22 protein-coding genes, 1 tRNA gene and 1 other RNA gene are annotated in these 21,967 nt (G+C 29.7%); 2 read left to right on the top strand and 22 right to left on the bottom strand.

From position 1 onward, the window contains the following. Positions 1 to 16: 16 nt before the first annotated feature. From recR to ACTHUW_RS09740, 8 genes are all read right to left on the bottom strand, one after another. Positions 17 to 616 carry a recombination mediator RecR gene (gene recR, locus ACTHUW_RS09775; RefSeq protein ID WP_442199314.1) on the bottom strand — a complete coding sequence of 200 codons (600 nt, stop codon included), beginning with the start codon at positions 614 to 616 and terminating at the stop codon, positions 17 to 19. Positions 617 to 666: 50 nt separating this feature from the next. Then, positions 667 to 999 carry a YbaB/EbfC family nucleoid-associated protein gene (locus ACTHUW_RS09770; protein ID WP_442197981.1) on the bottom strand — a complete coding sequence of 111 codons (333 nt, stop codon included), beginning with the start codon at positions 997 to 999 and terminating at the stop codon, positions 667 to 669. Positions 1,000 to 1,024: 25 nt separating this feature from the next. After that, on the bottom strand, positions 1,025 to 2,671 hold the full coding sequence (gene dnaX, locus ACTHUW_RS09765) for a DNA polymerase III subunit gamma/tau (RefSeq protein ID WP_442210719.1): 1,647 nt from the start codon (positions 2,669 to 2,671) through the stop codon (positions 1,025 to 1,027). 115 nt (positions 2,672 to 2,786) lie between these two features. Continuing rightward, positions 2,787 to 3,052, bottom strand: an RNA gene (ffs, locus tag ACTHUW_RS09760) — signal recognition particle sRNA large type. Between the two features lie 13 nt (positions 3,053 to 3,065). Beyond that, positions 3,066 to 3,158: transfer RNA gene (locus tag ACTHUW_RS09755), tRNA-Ser, on the bottom strand. A gap of 119 nt (positions 3,159 to 3,277) precedes the next feature. After that, positions 3,278 to 3,667: a hypothetical protein gene (locus tag ACTHUW_RS09750; RefSeq protein WP_442199316.1), complete on the bottom strand. Its 390-nt coding sequence runs from the start codon at positions 3,665 to 3,667 to the stop codon at positions 3,278 to 3,280. A gap of 117 nt (positions 3,668 to 3,784) precedes the next feature. Next, entirely contained in the window at positions 3,785 to 4,225 is a 441-nt protein-coding gene (locus ACTHUW_RS09745) for a YtxH domain-containing protein (RefSeq protein WP_442197978.1), read from the bottom strand. An 87-nt stretch (positions 4,226 to 4,312) separates the two neighbouring features. Then, the gene (locus tag ACTHUW_RS09740; protein ID WP_442197977.1) at positions 4,313 to 5,785 is read right to left on the bottom strand and encodes a nicotinate phosphoribosyltransferase; all 1,473 of its coding nucleotides are present in this window, start codon (positions 5,783 to 5,785) and stop codon (positions 4,313 to 4,315) included. Between the two features lie 247 nt (positions 5,786 to 6,032). Here ACTHUW_RS09740 and ACTHUW_RS09735 point away from each other — a divergent pair, with 247 nt between their 5' ends. Together ACTHUW_RS09735 and ACTHUW_RS09730 are read left to right on the top strand one after the other, a co-directional pair. Next, on the top strand, positions 6,033 to 7,343 hold the full coding sequence (locus ACTHUW_RS09735) for a DUF2254 domain-containing protein (protein WP_442210717.1): 1,311 nt from the start codon (positions 6,033 to 6,035) through the stop codon (positions 7,341 to 7,343). A gap of 66 nt (positions 7,344 to 7,409) precedes the next feature. Next, positions 7,410 to 8,270, top strand: coding sequence for a YitT family protein (locus tag ACTHUW_RS09730; protein WP_442213140.1), 861 nt, complete (start codon positions 7,410 to 7,412; stop codon positions 8,268 to 8,270). A gap of 32 nt (positions 8,271 to 8,302) precedes the next feature. Here ACTHUW_RS09730 and pyrE read toward each other — a convergent pair whose 3' ends face one another. The 14 genes from pyrE to ACTHUW_RS09660 all read right to left on the bottom strand — a co-directional run bounded on the left by pyrE (position 8,303) and on the right by ACTHUW_RS09660 (position 21,345). Further along, positions 8,303 to 8,866: an orotate phosphoribosyltransferase gene (gene pyrE / locus ACTHUW_RS09725; protein ID WP_442197974.1), complete on the bottom strand. Its 564-nt coding sequence runs from the start codon at positions 8,864 to 8,866 to the stop codon at positions 8,303 to 8,305. 20 nt (positions 8,867 to 8,886) lie between these two features. Beyond that, positions 8,887 to 9,789, bottom strand: coding sequence for a dihydroorotate dehydrogenase (locus ACTHUW_RS09720; RefSeq protein WP_442197973.1), 903 nt, complete (start codon positions 9,787 to 9,789; stop codon positions 8,887 to 8,889). After that, positions 9,782 to 10,480, bottom strand: a complete 699-nt coding sequence (locus tag ACTHUW_RS09715) for a dihydroorotate dehydrogenase electron transfer subunit (protein ID WP_442197972.1) — start codon at positions 10,478 to 10,480, stop codon at positions 9,782 to 9,784. Before ACTHUW_RS09715 ends, ACTHUW_RS09720 begins: the two co-directional genes overlap by 8 nt. Then, the gene (gene pyrF, locus ACTHUW_RS09710; protein ID WP_442197971.1) at positions 10,473 to 11,321 is read right to left on the bottom strand and encodes an orotidine-5'-phosphate decarboxylase; all 849 of its coding nucleotides are present in this window, start codon (positions 11,319 to 11,321) and stop codon (positions 10,473 to 10,475) included. Before pyrF ends, ACTHUW_RS09715 begins: the two co-directional genes overlap by 8 nt. A 130-nt stretch (positions 11,322 to 11,451) precedes the next feature. Further along, positions 11,452 to 12,597: a dihydroorotase gene (locus ACTHUW_RS09705; RefSeq protein ID WP_442197970.1), complete on the bottom strand. Its 1,146-nt coding sequence runs from the start codon at positions 12,595 to 12,597 to the stop codon at positions 11,452 to 11,454. 10 nt (positions 12,598 to 12,607) lie between these two features. Then, a complete protein-coding gene (locus ACTHUW_RS09700) occupies positions 12,608 to 13,030 on the bottom strand; it encodes an aspartate carbamoyltransferase regulatory subunit (RefSeq protein ID WP_442197969.1) in 423 nt (140 codons plus the stop codon). Then, the gene (gene pyrB / locus ACTHUW_RS09695; protein ID WP_442197968.1) at positions 13,030 to 13,944 is read right to left on the bottom strand and encodes an aspartate carbamoyltransferase; all 915 of its coding nucleotides are present in this window, start codon (positions 13,942 to 13,944) and stop codon (positions 13,030 to 13,032) included. Before pyrB ends, ACTHUW_RS09700 begins: the two co-directional genes overlap by 1 nt. Positions 13,945 to 14,135: 191 nt before the next feature. Further along, the gene (locus ACTHUW_RS09690) at positions 14,136 to 14,513 is read right to left on the bottom strand and encodes a hypothetical protein (protein WP_442197967.1); all 378 of its coding nucleotides are present in this window, start codon (positions 14,511 to 14,513) and stop codon (positions 14,136 to 14,138) included. Further along, positions 14,506 to 15,744: an NAD(P)H-hydrate dehydratase gene (locus tag ACTHUW_RS09685; RefSeq protein ID WP_442197966.1), complete on the bottom strand. Its 1,239-nt coding sequence runs from the start codon at positions 15,742 to 15,744 to the stop codon at positions 14,506 to 14,508. Before ACTHUW_RS09685 ends, ACTHUW_RS09690 begins: the two co-directional genes overlap by 8 nt. Positions 15,745 to 15,746: 2 nt before the next feature. Further along, positions 15,747 to 18,107: an ABC transporter permease subunit gene (locus ACTHUW_RS09680; RefSeq protein WP_442197965.1), complete on the bottom strand. Its 2,361-nt coding sequence runs from the start codon at positions 18,105 to 18,107 to the stop codon at positions 15,747 to 15,749. Then, positions 18,104 to 19,021, bottom strand: coding sequence for an ABC transporter permease subunit (locus ACTHUW_RS09675; protein WP_442213138.1), 918 nt, complete (start codon positions 19,019 to 19,021; stop codon positions 18,104 to 18,106). Before ACTHUW_RS09675 ends, ACTHUW_RS09680 begins: the two co-directional genes overlap by 4 nt. Beyond that, a complete protein-coding gene (locus ACTHUW_RS09670; RefSeq protein ID WP_442197963.1) occupies positions 19,008 to 20,024 on the bottom strand; it encodes an ABC transporter ATP-binding protein in 1,017 nt (338 codons plus the stop codon). The genes ACTHUW_RS09675 and ACTHUW_RS09670 overlap by 14 nt, the downstream gene beginning before the upstream one ends. Then, entirely contained in the window at positions 20,014 to 21,000 is a 987-nt protein-coding gene (locus tag ACTHUW_RS09665) for an ABC transporter ATP-binding protein (RefSeq protein WP_442197962.1), read from the bottom strand. The genes ACTHUW_RS09670 and ACTHUW_RS09665 overlap by 11 nt, the downstream gene beginning before the upstream one ends. 156 nt (positions 21,001 to 21,156) lie before the next feature. Continuing rightward, entirely contained in the window at positions 21,157 to 21,345 is a 189-nt protein-coding gene (locus ACTHUW_RS09660) for a hypothetical protein (protein ID WP_442197961.1), read from the bottom strand. Between the last annotated feature and the right edge of the window lie 622 nt (positions 21,346 to 21,967).

The raw sequence follows: 21,967 nt of genomic DNA, 5'->3' as shown, positions 1-21,967 counted from the left end.
AAAAAGAAGGAGACGCCTAAAATTCACGTCTGCCTTCAAGTGCTTTTGCAAGGGTTACTTCATCGGCATAGTCTAAATCTCCACCTACTGGTATGCCATGAGCTATTCTGGTTGTTTTTACTCCTAGTGGTTTTAAGAGTCTTCCTATATACATTGCAGTTGCTTCACCTTCTATATTGGGATTTGTTGCAAGTATTAATTCTTCTACCTTGTCACCTTTTAATCTATCTAAAAGTTCTTTTATCTTAATTTCATCAGGTCCTATACCTTCCATAGGCGAAATACTGCCATGTAATACATGATATAAACCATTGAAATCACGAGTTCTTTCCATTGCTACTATATCTTTTGGATCTTCTACTACACATATTATAGAATCATCTCGTTTTTTACTAGAACATATTCTACAAGGATCAATATCTGTAAGGTTATAGCAATTACTACAATATTTTATATTCTTTTTTGCATCCACTATAGATGTAGCAAGGCTTGCAGCATCTTCATTGTTCATATTTAAAACATGAAAAGCTAATCTTTGAGCTGTTTTTTTGCCTATTCCTGGTAGTTTTGCAAACTCTTCTATTAATTTAGCTAATGGTTTAGCAAAATAATCCATATTTTCACCTCTACTTTTACAAATTTAAAGGGCCCTAAGGCCCTTATCTATTACATTCCTGGTAGATTCATTCCACCAGTTAATTTACCCATTTCACTAGATACCATTTCTTCTGCTTTTCTAATAGCTTCATTTGTTGCTGCTATTATAAGGTCTTGTAACATTTCTATATCATCTGGGTCTACTACTGCTTCATCTAAATGAACTTCTAATAGTTCTTTTTTACCGTTTACCTTTACTGTAACAGCTCCGCCACCTGCACTTGCTTCTACTTCTTTTTCATCTAGTTCTGCTTGCATCTTTTCCATTTTCTTTTGCATTTGTTGAACTTGTTTCATCATGCCACCCATATTTCCCATTCCTTTAAATCCACCTTTTGCCACTTTACATCACTCCTTAAAATTATTGTTATTCTTCAAATTCTACAATATCTTCTCCAAACACATCTATAACTTCTTTAGTTAAGCTATCTACTACATCTTCTTTTTTTCCTACTTCATCTTCCATCATAAACTTTATATTCATATTAGAAGATAAAATATTATTTAATGTGTTTTCTATATATTTTTTATTATCATCTTTATTTACTGCATCTTTATGAAATCCAAATCCATCTTTAAATAATACATATAGAGTATTACCCTCTATATCATGGGGTATTCCTTCTGATAATAGTGCTTGAATACTTATTTTTTCCGTTTTTATTTTTTTCATCATATCAGGCCATATTTTCATTACATCATTTATATCTATATTTTCATTGATTTCTTTATTGATTATTATTTCTTCTTTCTTATCTTCTTCTTTTTTGATTGTTTCTTTTTTTGTTACTTGTTTTGATACTGTTTTTGCTATGTTACTTTTGGTGTTTGTATCTTCTAATTTTTCTTCTACTACAATTTTACCTCTTTTTACAGCACTTTCTAAATTGCTTATTCTAGCTAAAAGAGAGTCAACTGAAGTATCAAGTTCAGGTGATAACATCTTCATAATTGTAGTTTCAAGTATTATCCTAGGTTCAGATGACCATTTGCTATTTACTTCTGCTTCAGATAACAGCTTTATTATAGCTATTATTCTACTTAATTCTATGTTTTGAGATTGAATTTTAAATCTTTCTATAGTTTCCTCAGTACCATCTATTATATCATTTAATTTATCTGATGCTTTGGATACCATGAGATTTCTAAAATGATTTATCATATCTTTTATAAATTGATGTATATCTTTTCCTATTATTATAAGCTCATCTACTGTTTTAAGAGATTTTTCTAAATCTTTTTCTATTATACTATCTGCCATATCAAATATTATGTCACTATTTACTGTTCCTAGTAATTCTAATATATATTCATAGCTTACTTTTTCATCTGCAAAGGATATGCATTGATCTAATATACTTAAAGCATCTCTCATTGCTCCATCAGAATTTCTTGCTATTAACTGAAGTCCTCTTTCTTCTACTTCTATATTTAACTCATCACAAATATTTTTCATTGTAGTAACTATCTCTTTTACGGTTATCCTTTTAAAATCATATCTCTGACAGCGAGAAAGTATAGTTGCAGGTAATTTTTGAGGTTCTGTTGTTGCAAGTATAAATATCAAATGACTTGGAGGCTCTTCTAATGTTTTAAGTAGTGCATTAAATGCTCCCTTAGAAAGCATATGAACCTCATCTATTATATATACTTTATATCTACCTTTTGAAGGTGGGTATTTTACTTTTTCTTTTAAATCTCGTATATCATCTACACTATTGTTTGATGCTGCATCCATCTCTACTACATCCATTATATTATCATCTAATATAGATCTACAAACTTCACAATCATTGCAAGGATTTCCTGTATTATTATCTATACAATTTACAGCTCTTGCAAATATCTTTGCTGTTGAGGTTTTCCCGGTTCCACGGGTACCTGAAAACAAGTATGCATGAGCTATATTATCATTTAATATTTGATTTTTAAGTACTCTTGTTATATGTTCTTGACCTACTACATCATCAAATGTCTTTGGTCTGAATCTTCTATAAAGTGCTTTAAACGCCATCTTTTCACCTACAATTATAAAGTTTGTATTTTTATTATATCATAATTAAGTATTACTTTATAGAACAAAAAGCTATGGATTAATCCATAGCTTTTTGCTTTTTTAAAATTTTAAGCCGTGAACCTAGCTTCGACTGTAACTAACCAGGCGTTACCTAGGCAGTTAGCTCGGATCAGGTTTCCCTACGGCACACGAAAGTGTTCACTTACCGCTGCTTCCTTCCAGACCTGACGGAATTCATGAATTTTCGTTGCGTAGGACCCAATCGTCAACACCACTTACCTAGGGCAGACCCTAACCAGTTAAGCCTCAACTAGGAATTCAACCCTGCTGTAGCGGATTGCAGGTTACAGGGCACCGCTACCTCCCCATCTATCACGGCAAAGATTTATACTGGCGGAGAGAGAGGGATTCGAACCCTCGAGACGGGATTACCGCCTACCCGCTTTCCAGGCGAGCGCCTTAAGCCAAACTCAACCATCTCTCCGTATATTTTAATTTAATGACAATTTTAACTGTCAACAGATACTTATTATATAAAAAAAGCATTGATTTGTCAAGAGTAAATACTAAAAGCCAAAGGATAAATCCCTTGGCTTAGGTTTACTATGATTTTAATCTAGCTGCAATTACTTTTAAAACTTGTGCAATCACCTTTATGTAGGTAGTTACACTAGCACTACTATCTTTTACAGTGTAAACTGTTCCTCTAACGGAATCTACTGTATCTTTTACACCTTGTTCTAGTGTATTGACTGTTTGACCTGCCTTTTCTACAGTTACTCTTGCTGTAGTAGTAACACCTTCTACATCTCTTACTATAATTGGTAAAGATTTAGATATATCATCCATTGCATAATTTACATCATCTGTAATCCCATTTACATTTTTCATGATATTAGGTAGATTTTTAAGTGCATCATCTACATTTGATTGATTATCATCTATAAGTGACTTTACATTTTTTAATACACCTGCTAAATTTTTAAGTACCAATATAAGGAATATCCCAACACCTATTCCTACAAGTGATAGTAAAATAATCATTAAATCTGATATAGTTATAACGGTATCGATAACTTACACCCCCTATTCCTTTGTTTTTCAAAACTTTTATTTATTGTTATTCATTTTGTTTAAATCATTTTGAGTCTTATCTACAGCTTCTTTTGTATCTTGTGCTGCTTCTTTAGTTTCTTCTAAATTCTTTTTTGTATCATCAGCTGTCTTTTTTAATCCTTCTTTTGTAGTATTAACTACTTGTTTAGTTTGTTCTATCTTTGTTTTTAAATCTTCTTTTGTTTCATTTGCTTTTTGACTTAAATTATCTTTTGCATCCATTGCCTTAAGTTTTAAATCTACTTTTGTTTCATTTGCCTTTTCTTTTATCTCTTCTCTTGTTTCTTTACCTGATTTTGGAGCATATAATAATCCAACTACTGCACCTATTGCTGCACCTATTGTAAGACCTGTTGTAGCTCCTTTTGCTGCTGCTTTTTTTCTTTCCTGCTCTCTTTTGTTTAATACATCTTCAATCATTGATTTAAAAAACATACAAAAACCTCCTATTATTTTTAGTGTTATTTATTCTTATTCCTTTTTATACCCATGGATTGAATACCTTAACATTAAATTGATATTTTACTCACTTAATTTTTCTACAGAATGTTCTGTTAGTAAATTATCTTTTACTATCCATAAATCATATGATAAGTCTACGTAATATTTATGGGGATGTTCAAAACGTAAAACTTCTTCCCATAAGGTATCAATTTGTTCCTTGCAGAATCTTTTAATATTATTTACATCTGGACTTGCATATATACATTTTCCTTTATCAAATATTTTGGTAAGTATTTTTTCAGCCCTAAAATTCTCTACCTTTTTTCTTTTCCAAGTATATAGTGGATTAAAAAGTTCATATGGTCTATCTTCATGAACCTTTTCACCCTCCATGGTAACTAAATCAGCAATAGCTTTTCCACTTTCTTTATCATATAATCTATAGAGATCTTTAGCCCCTGGAGTTGTAATTTTTTCTACATTAGCACTTACCTTAATTTTTGGAATTAATTTTCCATCATCCTCTACAGCTACAAGTTTATATACTCCTCCAAATACTGGTTCTGATTTAGATGTTACAAGTCTTTCTCCTACTCCAAATAAATCTACCTTTGCATCTTGAAGTAGTAATTCACGTATTATATATTCATCCAAAGAATTAGATGCAATTATTTTACAATCATTAAGTCCTGCATCATCTAACATTTTTCTTACAACTTTTGAAAGATAGGCTATATCTCCACTATCAAGTCTAATTCCTTTTGGTCTGTATCCTTTAGCTATAACTTCTTCTTTGAATACCTTTATAGCATTAGGCACACCTGATTTAAGTACATCATAGGTGTCCACTAAAAGAACACAATCTTCAGGATATGTTCTTGCATAGATTCTAAATGCTTCTTCTTCAGTTTCAAATAATTGTACCCAGCTATGTGCCATAGTACCAGATGCAGGTATATTGTAATCTCTATCTGCTATTGTACAAGCAGTACCAGCACATCCTCCAATAAATGAAGCACGAGCTCCTAGTATTGCTCCATCATATCCTTGTGCTCTTCTTGAACCAAATTCTAAGACTGGTCTCCCCTCTGCTGCTCTTACTATTCTATTTGCCTTTGTTGCAATAAGAGATTGATGATTTATGGTAAGTAATATCATTGTCTCTATAAATTGAGCTTGTATTACAGGACCACGTACCTTTACTATGGGCTCTCTTGGAAATATTGGCATACCTTCCTTTACAGCCCATACATCACATTCAAATTTAAATTCCCTTAAATAATCTAAAAATTTATCACTAAACATATCTTTTTCTTTTAGAAATTCTATATCTTCTTCTGTAAAATCTAAATTTTTCAGATATTCTATCAATTGTTCAACTCCTGCCATTATAGCAAATCCTCCATTATCAGGAATCTTTCTAAAGAACATATCAAAATAAGCGCGTTTTTCATGAATCCCATGTTCAAAATATCCATTTGCCATTGTAAGTTCATAAAAGTCTGCTAGCATGGTAAGGTTTCTTCTTTCTTTCCAATCAATCTTAGTCATTTAAATATACCTTCTTTCTCTTGTTTATATGCTTGTATTTAATTTTATTATAACCTTTAATTCCTTTATTTCAAAGTTAAAAAAATTATTTTATTTTTTTAATTATTATGTTTGTTTTTTTTTGGCAAGGGTATACTATTAGTAACCCCATGCAAAGCCCCTTTAATAGTGGTAGAAAGAGAGTAGGAACTCCCCCATAGACCTACTCTCTTTTCTTTTACCTAATTTAATATATCGGAGTGATTATATGATTAATAGATGGATATTAAAAATCAGATCAAAGATTTGGTTTATTCCTGTATTATATGGATTAATAGCTTTTATATTATCAATGCTTATAATTTCAATAGATACTTTTCTTTCAGAAGAAGTACAAATTTATATACCAAAAGTCCTTCTTACTGACTTTGACTTAGCACAAACCATACTTTCTTCACTTGCAGCTGCAATTATAACTATGATGACCATATCTTTTTCTACAATGATGGTAGTCTTAAGTACATATTCTTCACAATATTCCCCTAGAACATTACAAGATTTTTTGAATAAAAAAATAACATTAAGAGTTTTAGGTGTTTTTATGGGAACCTTTATCTACCTTATAATATCTCTATTATTTTTAAAGGAAAATATTGAAAACAGCTTTGTTCTATCAGCTTTAATTGGTGTAATAATATCTATTTTTGCTGTAGGATTTTTTATATTTTTCATTCATCATGTTGCTACTTTTATGCAGGTTAGTAAACTAGTAAATGATGTTTCTAATGAATCAATTAATTTGATAAAAGAATTAGATAATAGGGTTATAAATGACGATAGGATAAGATATGAACCAGTCTATATGACAGAAAATCCTGCCTTATCTATTCAAGTTGTGGCATCAGATACAGGTTATATTCAACTTGTTGATACTAGTGCACTTATAAGAATATCTAAGGAATTAGATATATCTATAGAAATGGAGAAAAAAATAGGTGAATTTGTTGTAAGTGGAAATCATGTACTTACAATTTATGCTAATAAACCCTTGGAAGATACTTCTAGGATAGTTGAACAAGTAACTATAGGTAGTTATAGATCTATGTTTCAAGATGTAGAATTTGGTATTCAAAAAATAGTGGATATAGCACTAAAAGCACTCTCTCCTGGAATAAATGATCCAAATACTGCAATTCTTTGTATTAAAAGACTTTCAGTGATATTATCTAGTATTTCTATGTCTCAGATGCATACTACATATTATCATGATGAAGATGACATCCTTAGACTCACTATGAAATATAGTGATTTTGATGAATTATTATATTCTTCCTATTACCAAATAATATATTATGGAGATGGAGACCAATCAATATTAACAGCAATTCTTGAATCACTATGCTTATTAGTGGAATCTAATATTAAGATAAAAAGAAAAGTATGGAGATTTGCAAATTATTTAATAGATGGTTTTAACAAAAAAGAATTAGAATTTTTGGATAAAAAATATATTAATTTAAAAATAGATAAATTAGCTAGACTTACAGAAGAAGACAGTAGGGAATTAATTTTAAAATAGGTGTTGAATTACCTCAGATTATGCTTTATGATGTTATAGGTAATCTTATTTTGGAGGTGTTTGTTCATGGCTAAAAAATTATTAAAAGTAGAATGGCTAAAAAGTGGAATTGTTACCCTTATAGGTACACTTATAATGGCCATTGGCATAAATGCATTTATAATTCCTCATAGTCTACTGGCTGGTGGAGTATCTGGTATAGCAATAATACTAACATATCTTACAGGCTTAAATACTGGTATCTTTGTTCTTTTATTAAATATTCCTATATTTATATTTGGAATTAAAGAAATTGACAGGAGATTTGCATTTGTAAGTATGGTTGGTATGTTATCACTTTCATTTTTCTTATATGTAACAGAATTTTTAACTGAAGTAATGTGGATAGAAGATATTTTAGCATCTACTATATATGGAGGTTTATTTCTTGGATTTTCTTCTGGAATTATATTTAGATTTCGTTCATCAACAGGAGGAACTGATATAGTTTCAGTAATAGTAAAAAAGAAATTTGAGATAAGTATATCTACAATTCTCTTTGTTACAAATGTAATTGTAGTACTTATAAATGCTACAATCAGCGATTATACCTTAGCAATATATACTCTTATAAGTATGTTCATATCAAGTACAGTAATGAACAAAATAATGATAGGTCTTGATACTAAAAAATTAGTATTTATTGTTACAAATAATGCTGAGGATCTTTCAACTGCTTTGATGGAAAGAGTAAATAGAGGTATCACATTTTTAGAAGGAGAAGGAGCATATACTAGACGCAAGCAAAAGGTTATATATTGTGTAGTTTCCACAAGACAACTTGCAGTAGTTAAAAATATAGTAAAAGATATAGATGAAAATGCTTTTATGACAGTAATGGATACAGCAGAAATTCATGGTAGTGGATTTAAAAAACCTGTGTTTTAAAGGAAGAGGATATCCTCTTCCTTTTATTATATCTAATTTCTACTGCCTGGTTTTACAGGTTTACTTCCATCTTTGCACATTGGACAATTGCTTGATTCAAAAGTATCTATATCAATTTTTACAGCACTATATAGGGGAATATCAAGTTCTGATTTACCTTTAGTTCTATCTATAATAGATGCTACTCCTATTACATCTCCACCTAATTTTTCTATTACTTTTTTTGTTTCCATGGTAGATTTCCCAGTAGTTACAACATCTTCAGCTATCATAACTTTAGTACCTTCTTTGATCTCAAAACCACGTCTAAGTGTCATTTCTCCATCTTTTCTTTCAGTAAATATAGCAGGTAATTCTAATTGCCTACCCATTTCATATGCTACTATTACTCCCCCCATTGCAGGGCCTACTATTAAATCTATATCTAAATCTGATATTTTCCTTACTACTTCAGATATAACGATTTCTGCATGTTCTGGATAGCTTAAAAGTTTAGCACATTGTACATATCTATTACTGTGTTTTCCTGATGATAATAGGAAATGTCCTTCAAGTAATGCTCCACTTCTTTCTAATAAACTTATAATTGTATTCATCCTTTGCACTCTCCCTTTATTTATATTATGCCTATTATTTCATCTAGAGACTTTATACCCTCTTTTTCTAAAAACATATCTATTCCTTTTATTATTTCTAAAGATGCCTTTGGATTTATGAAATTAGCAGTTCCAACTTGAATGCATCTAGCACCTGCCATTAGAAATTCTATAGCATCATTTGCATTCATTATTCCGCCCATACCCATTATAGGAATATTAACATTTTTATATACTTCATTTACCATTCTAAGTGCCATAGGTTTTATAGCAGGGCCTGATACTCCAGCATATATATTATCAAATACTGGCTTGCGAGTATTGATATCTATAGCAAGTCCTTTAAAGGTATTTACAAGAGATATGCCATCTGCCCCTTCTTCTTCACAAGCACGAGCTATAGCTACTATATCTTCTGCATTTGGTGATAATTTTACTACTAGCGGTAAATCTGTAGCATTCCTTGCTTTTCTTACTATTTGCCTTGCGTCTTTTGTTTTTATACCAAAAGCCATGCCTCCTGCTTTCACATTGGGACAAGATATATTAAGCTCTATCATATCTACATTACATTTAGATACTTTTTTTATAGCATATAGATAATCAGATTCACAAGCTCCACCTATATTTACTATTACTTTGGTATCTAAACTCTCTAAAAATGGAATTTCATCTTTTACAAACCCTTCTACTCCTGGATTTTCAAGCCCTACACTATTCATTATTCCAGATGCTGTTTCATATATTCTCATGCCAGTATTGCCATCTCGCCTTTCCCTTGTAATTCCTTTTGTAGATATTCCACCTAATAGATTTATATCATAAATTTCATTGTATTCACGTCCAAATCCGAATGTACCAGATGCTGTTATTACAGGGTTTTTAAATTTTGTTTTGCCAAACTCTATATTTAAATTACTCATAATAAACATCCTCTCCATCATACACTGGACCATCCTTACAAACTCTACTCATTCCATTTTTAGTTTTACAAGAGCACACTAGACAAGCCCCTACACCACATGCCATATGTTTTTCTATTGATACATAAGTCTTTACATTTTTCCCCTTAGTCATATCTACTATTTTTTTCATCATTATTTCTGGCCCACAAGTAAATATATAATCGTATTCATCTACATTTATTTTTTCAGTTATAAAATCACCCACTGAAACATATAGATTATCAGCATACTTTTTAAATTCATCTGTTAAATAAGATGTATCTGTAAATCCTAGATATATATCTAGCTTTTCTATATATTTCTTTAAACCTTTAGCAGTATATAAAAGAGGTGCAATACCAATTCCACCACCAACTATAGCCACTTTTCCTTTTGTCTTTGGATAACCATTACCATATGGACCTTCTAATTTTAACTTGTCTCCCGATTTTAACTTACTTAATTTATCAGTTCCACTTCCTTCTATTCTATATAAAAATGTTATACTTTCGTGAGTTTTATCATGAATGCTAAGAGGTCTTGATAAAAGAGGGAATTCCTCCCATCCTCTTATCATAAAAAATTGCCCCATTTCACCTTTAAAATTACCTTCTACAACTAATTTATAAATTCTATCTGCTACTTTTATATTTTCTAGTATTTTAGCCAATTAAATCATCCTTCATAGAGATGACTGCTTCTCTTGTGTATTTTACAAAGTCTTCATCTTCAGATTTTCCCTTATGAGCAGTGATAATTCCTCTAGATGAATTTATAACTCCACATACTCCACCTTTAAATATCTCTTTTATATCCTTGCCTTTACCACCTTGAGCACCATATCCTGGGATTAGGAAAAATGTATTGGGACATTCTTTTTTTATTTCTAAAAATTCTTCAGGGAAAGTAAGGCCCACTACTCCGCCTATTCTATTAAATCCAGATTCACCTATAGAGTTTTCTCCCCAAGTCTTGCATTTTTCTGCTACCTTCATATATAATTTTTCACCACTTACTTCTAACTCTTGAAAATCTTTTGAAGACTTATTTGAAGTGTGAATTAGCATAAAAAGTGCCTTATCATCATTTTTCATATAATCTTCATAAGGACTAATTGAGTCAACTCCCATATATGGATTTACAGTTATTATATCCACTTCAAAATCTCCAGAAAAATGGGCATCTGCATAAGCTTTTGCAGTAGATGATATATCTCCTCTTTTTATATCTCCTATTACAATTTTCCCTTTTTCTCTTATATATTTGACTGTTTTACTATATGCTTTAAGTCCTTCAATTCCTAATGCTTCATAAAAAGCTATTTGAACTTTAAAGCAAGCAACTAAATCAGAAGTATTGTCTATTATCATCTTATTAAAAGTAAATATTTTTTCTGATACACTTGTATCTTCTTCTCTTAAAAACTTTGGTAGATATTCTATTTTTGTATCAAGTCCTACACATATTGGACTTTTTTTATTACATTCTTCATATAATTTATCTATTATCATTTCACATTCTCCTCATCTTCATATTCTATTTAATATAAGATTCTTTACTTTGTTCAGAATGACAGCACAAAAACTGTATTTCTGAGCATAATCTTGTCATGCTGAGCCCCGCGAATCATCTTTTCTTTTTTTATTTATATACAAATTCACCATTTTTTATAGTCATTATTACTTTTCCATATACTTTTTTGCCTTCAAAAGGAGTGTTTTTACCTTTTGATACAAAATTATTTGTATTAACTTTATGATACTCATTTAAATCTATTAATACTAAATTTGCATCTTTTCCTTCTTCTATAAGTGCTTCAGAGAATCCTAGTAATTTTGATGGCATATAAGACATCTTTTCACTTAAACAATTTAGTGAAATTCCTTTTTGTTTAAATACTGTATATACATATGAAAAAGCTTCTTCTATTCCTGATATTCCAGGAGCTCCATTTTCTTTATCTTCCTGTGTATGAGGAGCATGATCTGTAGCTATTACATCAATAATTCCTTCCTTTATTCCTTCTATCATTGCATCTCTGTCAGTCTTACTTCCAAAAGGAGGGTTTACTCTATAGTCATTATCCCATTCAAATAAATGATGTGGTGTTACTTCACAGCTAAATTTAAGTCCTTTATCTTTATATTCTTTTATTAAATCCAAACTTTCTTTAAGGCTTATATGGCAAATATGAAGATTTCCTCCTACATCCTCTACTAATTTTAAATCTCTTTTTATAGTTTCTACCTCAGGTTCACAGTGAGTTAATATTTTAAAGTCTTTTTCCTTTGATAGCTTTAAAGCTTCCTTAAAAATTTCATCATCATCTACATTTACTCCATCATCTGAAAATAGATTAGTAAACTTTCTCATTTCATCTATATTTACAAATTCCTCACCTTGAAGACCTTTCGTAAGTGCTGATATTTGTGTTAAATCACATATTCCATTTTCCTTATGTTTATCTAATATATATTCCATAGTTTCTTTATTGTCACAAGTTGGTTTTGTATTTGCCATGGCACATACATGTGTAAATCCACCTTTCACGGCAGCATTCTCACCCGATACTAAATCTTCTTTTTCAGTCTGTCCTGGTTCTCTTAAATGTACATGCATATCTATAAATGAAGGCATAACTACTTTTCCCTCTGCATCTATTATCTCTTTATCCACACTATCTATATTATTTGATATCTTTTTTATTTTTCCATCACTTATCCACAAGTCACCCATAAGGGTTTTCCTTTTATCCACAATTTTAGCATTTTTTATTATATAATCCACATCTTCACCCCTATATTGAAGTCTTCGTATCGCAATATTCACATCTATATTCTTTTTTAGACTTATCCACAAGTATAAATTCTACTTCTTCTATATTTTCTTCACTTGTTATACACCTTGGATTTTTGCAAGTAAATATTCCTTTTACCTTTTGAGGAAGAGATAATTTTATCTTTTCTTTTATTACTTCATCTTCAATTATATTTACAGTTAAATCTGGATCTATTATTCCAAGTACATTTAAATCTAAATCTATTTTGTTTTCTATTTTTATAAGGTCTTTTTTGCCTTGTTTTCTAGATGAAACATTTCTTATAAGTGCCACCCTATATTCTACCTTGTGAAGCCCCAATTCTTTAAACATCTTATATCCATAGCCTTCTTTTATATGATCAATTACTATTCCTTTTTTTATGCTATCAATATTTAACATTACTCCACCCCCAATAGTTTAAGTATCAAAGCCATACGTACATACATTCCATACCTTGCTTGGTCAAAATATTTAGCTCTTTTGTCACTATCAACTTCTACAGCTATTTCATTTACACGTGGAAGTGGGTGCATTATTATTAGATCTTCTTTTGCATTTTTAAGCTTTTCATTTGTTAAAATATAGCTATCTTTTAATCTTAAATAATCCTCTTCATTAAAAAATCTTTCTTTTTGTACACGTGTCATATAAAGTATATCTAATTTATCTATAACTTCATCTAAATTTTCAGTTTCATAATAGCTATTTTTTTCTAAATCATCTTTTATATATTCAGGAATTTCAAGCTCATGAGGTGATATAAATACAAAATTTATATTTGAATATCTTTTAAGTGCTTTTACGAGAGAATGGACAGTTCTACCAAATTTAAGGTCTCCACATAGTCCAATGGTTTGATTTGAAAATTCTTTTTTTAGAATTCTTATTGTAAGTAAATCAGTAAGAGTTTGAGTAGGGTGCTCATGACCACCGTCACCAGCATTTATTATAGGCATATCAGTATTTTGAGAAGCAAGAAGTGGTGCTCCTTCTTTGGGATGTCTCATCACAGCTATATCAGCATAGCATGCAACAGTTTTTATTGTATCAGCTACAGATTCTCCTTTTGATACAGAAGAGCTTCTGGCTTCAGAAAATCCTACGACTTGTCCTCCAAGTCTATACATTGCAGCTTCAAAACTAAATCTAGTTCTAGTAGATGGTTCATAAAAAAGTGATGCAAGTAATTTACCTCTACATTTGTCTAAATAATCTTCCTTATTCTTTATAATTTTTTCAGCTAGAGAAAATATTTCATCTAATTCTTCTAATGAAAAATCTCTTGGTTCTATTAAATGTCTTCCTTTTAACATAATTACAACTCCTTTCTAGTTTCACAGAACTATTTTAAAGGTATTTTTTTGGCATTAAAAAATGCCTTCTTAAAGAAATCTTTAAGAAGGCATAAATATGCATAGTGGTTCCGTATTTCTACCTTTCTGACCTCTCGGATCAGCTTAAAGATATCTTTATTTAACTTTTCTTAAGTTTACTATTAAGTGAGTTATTTGTCAATAGGGTTTTTACTCTTAAGCTTATTATCTCTTATATGATAAGTGGTAGTTACTATAAATAATATTATTACTATATATAAATTATTATCTCTGTATGAAGTAAACATCATTACATATCCTACTAATACTAATATATATACAATAACAGCAAATATGGAAGTATTTTTTACTTGTTTTTTACTTTTATTTTCATCATATTTATCACTTAAAATTTTAAATAATAAAGCACTTAATATAGATAACATTATAAATATAGATGCAACTAATTCATTTCTAAAGATCTGTTGAAGTAATATGATTATAAATGTAAAAATCAAACCTAAATTTGATAACTTTTTTGATATTGAACACTTCTTATAATCACTCATCAATAACCACTCCTATAGCATCACCTATACAATCCACAATATCACTAGCTATCATAGAATACTCACCTTGTTTCTTTCTTGCAAAATCTCCTGCTAGACCATGAATATATACTCCAAGTTTTGCTGCATCAAATGGCTTTAAGCCTTGACCTATAAGGCTTGTTATAATACCCGTAAGCACATCACCACTTCCAGCCCCAGCCATACCAGGATTTCCTGAATTATTTATATATACTTCATCTTTATATGAAACTATAGTGTTATTACCTTTAAGCACACTTACAATATCATATTTATTACTTATATGTTTTGCGTAGTAAATTCTATTTCCTTCTATTTCTTTTATATCTTTATTTAACAACCTAGCCATTTCTCCAGGATGTGGGGTTATTACTATAGAGTTCTTCTTATGATTTAACATACCCATATCCTTTGATAGAGCATTTAATCCATCTGCATCTATTACTAAAGGTAAATTTATATTTTTTATAGTTTCTCTTATTAGATATGTATTATCTGTGCAATTTCCCATACCTGGACCTATTGCTAGAACATCTTTATCTTTTGATGCTTTTAATATATCTTCTAGAGATTCTTTTATGAAATGACCTTTTCCATTATCTTTTGCAAGTTTTACTATTTCTTCAGTAAGTTTTATGCTCATTATGGTTTCTAATTGTTCTGGTACAAGTGTATATACAAGTCCTGAGCCTGTTCTCACGCTAGCCTTAGATGATAATGTGACAGAGCCTGTCATACCTCTGCTGCCACCTATTATTAGTACCTTTCCATAATCACCCTTGTGAGTATCCTTATTTCTCTTAGTTAAGAGTCCCTTTAATTCTTCTGGTACTTGTATGGATCTTTCATCTGACTTAAATTCTACCTTAGCAAAGCTAATAGCATATTCTCTTTCATGAGTTATAGTTACATCAATTGATACAATATTAAAAGTCTTTAATTTTTCATTTAGTTCTACCCTTGGCTTACCATTTTCATCATGGTATATTTCTATATCTTTAAATGAAACTTTTCCAATACCTGTACCTATAGCCTTACTTACCGATTCCTTTAGAGAAAATAGCCCTGCTATAGTTTGAGGGCTATAATTTTTTTCTTTTATATATTGTATTTCACTTACTGTAAATATTTTATTTAAAAAGCTATTTCTTTTTTTATCTAAAATATCCTTTATCCTATCAATACTAACTATATCTATTCCTACACTCATTTTTATTCACCACTTTTTTTCAAAGTATAATCATACATTGTTATAGAATCTAATATTGTTTGAGCTTGTTTTTCTAGTATTTTTTCATCTAATTTATCATCCATATCATAAGGATTAAATTTTCCAGATACAGAAACTAAACTTGTTCCATTGTTATATAATGTTCTGATACCCCTACCATCAAATTCCATACCCTTTAACATCGTATCAAGCTCTAAATCTTCTCCTCTTTTCATCATATTTCTAATTATACCATAATGGCCCCTATTATCTGAATAGAGCCTTGATGTGTCAAAGGCAATTAATTCGCCACCTGCTCCTCCTAAATTTTTAATATACATGAGAAAATGGGTCTTATCTAAATCTTTATATAAATCAGTCTTAGAGAATGCATCTATTCCTTTTTCTGATTTTGTAAAAGAAGCATCAAAGAATAAAAATATTATATCTCTTTCTAAGTCTACCTTACTTTCCTTTAGTGTTTTTGCTATCTCTAAATTAGCTGCTATGGAGCTTCCATTGTATATTATACCCTCATTATCATAATCAGTAGCTATTATAAGAGGTGACTTCTCACTATCCTTACCTTTTAATACAGCACCAATATTGTTTGCTTGTGCTTCTATTTGATTTTTTACTATAGCTGAAAACTCTATATCGCTTCCTGAATTTTCTTTTATTTTTTTAAAGGAATTACTATTTACATATATATTTAAATGAACATAATCACTTTCTAATTCATCTTGCATTACTTCAAAATCTACACTATCTCCAAATACATCAAAACGAGATAACTCATCTAATTCGGTTATTGTACCTTTTATAAATGGTTGATTTATTATATCTGTAATTTTACCCGTATCTTTTTTTTGTTCTTCTTGGCTGATTAAAATAAAGTACTTTTCTTCTTCTTCATAATCACCATTTTCATACATTTCTATACTTAATATATTTCTTGTTATTTCTGTACTATAAATATTTTCATCTATCTTTCTTACATATAATTGTCCTACATTAAACTCATCCTTGTAGTCAAATGATATATCTTTTCCTACTAGGTCTAAATTCATTTCTTGGATTGACTGGATGTTGGCTTCTATTTGATGGGGTTTTATAAATTTATTTTCATATAGGGGGCCAAGCCCTATTGTCTTTAAATTTTCTACTATATAATTTCTTGCATTTTTATTTCCTTCTGTTTCTATAGACCTATCCTCATATTTTTCCTTTGATAATTCTTCTATATGGCTATTTAAACCTTCTACATCTATTTTATACTTACTATTTCGTGCAGGCCATAGGAGTATCAAAATCATCAAAACTACTATAGAAATTTTAAATACTACAGACTTTTTATACCTATTCATATTTTTAATTTGGTGGATAAATGTAATAGGAGATAGGTGGTAGGGAATGTGCTTTATAAATGTTATAAATTTAGAATTTCTTTTATTTAATTCTATCTTTAATCCCTCACCTAAAAGATTAAAACCTAAAACTGATATAAAGAGTGCAAGGGCTGGATATAGTACAATCCAAGGAATACCAGCAGATATAGCATACCTACTTGTTCCAAGCATTGACCCCCATTCTGGAAAATAAGCTGGTTCTATGGATAATTTTAATTCGCTTAAAAGAAAGGGGTCCACTGCATTTAACCCTACCAAAAGCCCCAATACTCCTAATTCTCCAAGTATTATAAGTACCCTGCTTACTTCTATAAAAAGATAAATTACAATAGTTGCCAAAAGATGTGGTAATACATTTCCTATAGCTATTTGAAATTTACTTTTTCCTATAGCCATCTCACCTTTTATAAAATCTTCCCTTAATATTTCACTTATCCTATCCCTAAATATAGAACCAACCCTGCCCCAACCTACAAATGTAAGTACTATAGTGTATACTAATAGTGCTTCTTCAAGAGGTGGCCTTGTAACTTTTAAAAATATAAAACTTATTATAAGGGCAGGTATGGCACTAAATGTAGTTTTAAATATATTTATTATTTTAGATACAATTTTACTACCAAAACCTGCAAGTAGTCCAAATATAACACCTACTAATATTCTAGCTAGGGCAGTGTATATTCCAATCTGAAGTGTCATCCTAGCCCCATATATTACTCTAGAAAACACATCCCTGCCCAAAAGATCAGTTCCCCATATATTTATGTCATTTGGTGGGTTTGGTGGCCTATCCACTACCAAATTTCCATCTTCAAAATGAGGCAGTGCAAAATTTGTAGCAAAGGGGTCTAAGTTCATTATATCTATTCTAAATATAGCTATAATTGATATAAATATAATAATAATTATACCTATAATTAATGGCAAATTTATTTTTCTTAATTTAGCTATCAATTTAATTCACCCCTTAATTTAGGATTTAATGCATATTTTAATACTCCAAATATTATATTTATTAAGAAATAAAGTAGTGCTATCATGATGCCCATAGCCATAACTACATTTACTTCACCTAGTTCATAATTTTTAAACATCATAAAGGCAAGGCCCGGATATGCAAACATATATTCAACTACTACAAGGGTAGATATTATAATAGTTGCTATAGAAGAAAATGAATCTAATATATCCATTATAGAATTTCTAAGCACATGTATAAATATTATTCTTTTATTTGAAGCCCCCTTACCAAGGGCTGTTTTTACATAGTTTTTTTCATAGTTTTCATCTATTGAAAGTGCTGTTATTCTTGCAATATAGCTCATAGGAATAAGGGTTAGTGCAAGTATGGGTAGTATCATATGCCTTATTTCACCATAACCTGCAGCAGGTAGTAATTCTATTCCATTTCTATATAATAATACAGCTGAAAATTGTAATAGTAATATTAAAAATACATCAGGCATAGCAAGTATTGTAAGGGTAGATAGTGTTTTAAAGTTTGAAGAATATTTCTTTTCTCTTTTACTATCAAATATGCCTTTAAGTATTCCAAGTATAATTGCAAGGGACAGGGAAAAAGAAAGTAAGGTTAGTGAATTTTTAAAACTTGATGATACATAGTCAAATACTGATTTATTTGTAGTAGTCATGCCAAATGTACCAGATAAAAGTGTTTTGTAATAATCTGTTACATTTTGAAAAATAGCTTTAAAATCTATATTTGTCTCAAACAATCTATACTTAAATGATATTGAAATAGAGCTATATTGGTCTAAATTTAATAACATAAGCATCAATGTTAGGGTAACAAATCCAATGGCTATATTTAAAAGAATTTTAAATATGAACTTTTTATTTATTTTCAATTCCCTCTCCTCCTTTGGAATTTTCTATTACTCTTTCATCTAAAAAACAAGCTGATTTATGGTCCTTATCAACTTCTGTAAGTTTTGGCACTAATTTTTCACATATGTCCATTTTCTTTGGACAACGGGTATGAAATACACACCCTAAAGGAGGATTTATAGGACTTGGTATCTCTCCTTTTAATATTATTCTTTTACTCTCTATTTCAGGATCAGTATGGGGAAATGCTGATATCAAAGCTTCTGTATATGGATGCTTTGGATTATTATATATGGTATGAACGTCTCCTACTTCCATAAGTCTACCTAAATACATGACACCTACCCTATCAGATACATGTCTTACTACATTTAAACCATGTGCTATGAAAAGATAAGTTAAATCATATTCTGATTGAAGATCCCTAAGTAAATTTAATATTTTTGATTGTATTGATACATCCAGTGCTGAAACTGGTTCATCACATAAAATAAATTTAGGTTTTGTAGATATTGCCTTTGCTATACCTATCCTTTGCCTTTCTCCGCCACTAAACTCATGGGGAAATTTCTTCATATCTTTAGATGATAAGCCTACTATATTTAATAATCTTTTTACTTCTTTTTCCCTTTCAAACCTGGGCACTATATTATGTATTTTTAAAGGTTCACTTAATATATCTTCTATTATCATTTTTGGATCTAATGCCCAAGAAGCATCTTGGAATATTATCTGCAAATCTTTTCTTAAGTGCCTAAACTTAGCTTTAGAATATTTAAATATATCCTTACCTTCCAAATATACACTTCCACTTGTTGGGTTTAAAAGCCTAAGCATCAGGAGTCCTGTAGTACTTTTACCTGAACCACTTTCCCCGACCAAACCAAAAGTTTCTCCTTTATTTATATCAAAAGATATACCATCTACTGCCTTTAATTTCTTTTCATCTTTAAATATATTTGAATTATCTACATTAAAGTATTTCTTCAGATTTTGAACTTCTATTAATCTTTCATTCTTCATCTTTTTTCTCCCCTTCAAAATGCCAGCATCTTACAAAATGATCCTTTTCATATTCTACAAGTTCAGGAGTATTATCTATGCATTTATCCATTCGTCTATTACATCTGAGATAAAATGCACATCCTTTTTCCTTTGATTGTAAATCTGGTATTTTTCCTTCAATGGTAAAAAGTTCGTCTTTAGGATCGTTTAATCTTGGTATACATTTCATGAGGGATACTGTATATGGATGAAGTGGATTTTTATATAATTCATTTGTACTTGCAATCTCCCTAATTTTACCGCTATACATTACCATTATCCTATCAGCTATATTTGTAACTACTCCCAAATCATGAGTTATAAATAATACTGACATATGAAATTCAGACTTTAATTTCTTTATAAGCTCAAGTATTTCAGCTTGTATAGTAACATCAAGTGCTGTTGTAGGTTCATCTGCTATTAAGAGCTTTGGATTACAAATTAGAGCCATAGCTATCATTACCCTTTGTCTCATACCACCACTTAATTCATAGGGGTATGAATTATATCTTTTTTCAGGCTCTGGCATTTCAACCTTTCTTAGAAATTCTATAGCCTTAGACTTTGCTTCACTACGTCTTATATCAGTATGAATTTTAAGTACTTCTTTTATCTGATAACCTACTTTTAGCATGGGATTTAGTGAAGTCATAGGTTCTTGATATATCATAGATATATCATTTCCTCTGATAGCTTTAAGTTCCTTATTCTTTTTGCCTATCAAATCTTTTCCTTCAAATATAACTTCTCCATTTATTATTTCACCAGGAGGAATTGGCACTATTCCCATAATTGATAGAGCTGTAACGGATTTTCCACTACCAGATTCCCCAATAAGAGCTACAATTTCACCCTTTTTTATATTAAATGACACACCATCTACTGCATGAATGGTCTTATCTTCTAATTTAAAATATGTTGCAAGATTTTTAACTTCAAGTAAATTCTCCATATTATCGCCCCTTTTCCCTATATTTATATATTCTATAAATACTTTTATATACCTTTTTTTATTTGTATTATAATGTATTTTTAATATTTAGATAATATAAAAATTAGATGTTAATTGAAATATAATTTTCATTAACATCTAATCAGTTTAATTTACTTAATCTATTCTTATATTTCCTCTATACGTTTCACTTGCAAAAAATATTGGAAATGCTAAGCTTTGTATTGTATTTAAAATTATTAATTTTTTATCCCTAGAAATTATTACTGTTATTCCAATTGGGTTTGTCATAGCAAGTCCTATTAAAGAAACATATTTCCATACATTTTTAGTGCTGTCTTTCATTGAACCATCTCATTTTTTACAGCTTTGTTTTTTAAACTTAATATCTTATTTCTATTCAATATGCTTTTTTATTTATTTTACCTTCATTAAATGTTAATGAGACTTATCATATTCTTCATTTTCTAAGTAAATATGCCTAGATCATTTTCTATAAATGATGTAAGTTTTTCGTTTGGCAGTGTTTTAACTTTTAATATTACTTTTTTAAAACTTCTATCTTTTATCAAATTAAATCTATACTCCTAATTTTATAAACTAAAATTTAATGGATTCATATTTCCTGTGGATACAATAGAACAAAATTTTTGAAATTCAAAACTAATTCTTTTCCTTTAGAATATTATAAATTAAACCAATTATAATTACTATTGCTACACCAAATACTACACTTGCTATCAACACTTTTGTCATAAATATATACCTCCTGTCCTCAAACAGTATTTTTTTATTATACTTATTTAAAACTTTCAAACAATTCAATCTACCATATAAATTTAAATTATTATTTTAATTCTTATTTTTATATTAACATAATTAAGTAAACTATTAGAATTATTATAATTCTAATAGTGGTCCTCTGTCAAGAAAAAGGACAAATTAAACGTAATAAAACTATCTTCTG

The organism is Senegalia sp. (in: firmicutes) (genome assembly GCF_052088025.1).
GTDB lineage: Bacteria > Bacillota > Clostridia > Tissierellales > SIT17 > Anaeromonas.
The sequence above is the reverse complement of the archived record's forward strand: the minus strand, read 5'-3'. Positions and strand labels throughout refer to the sequence as shown.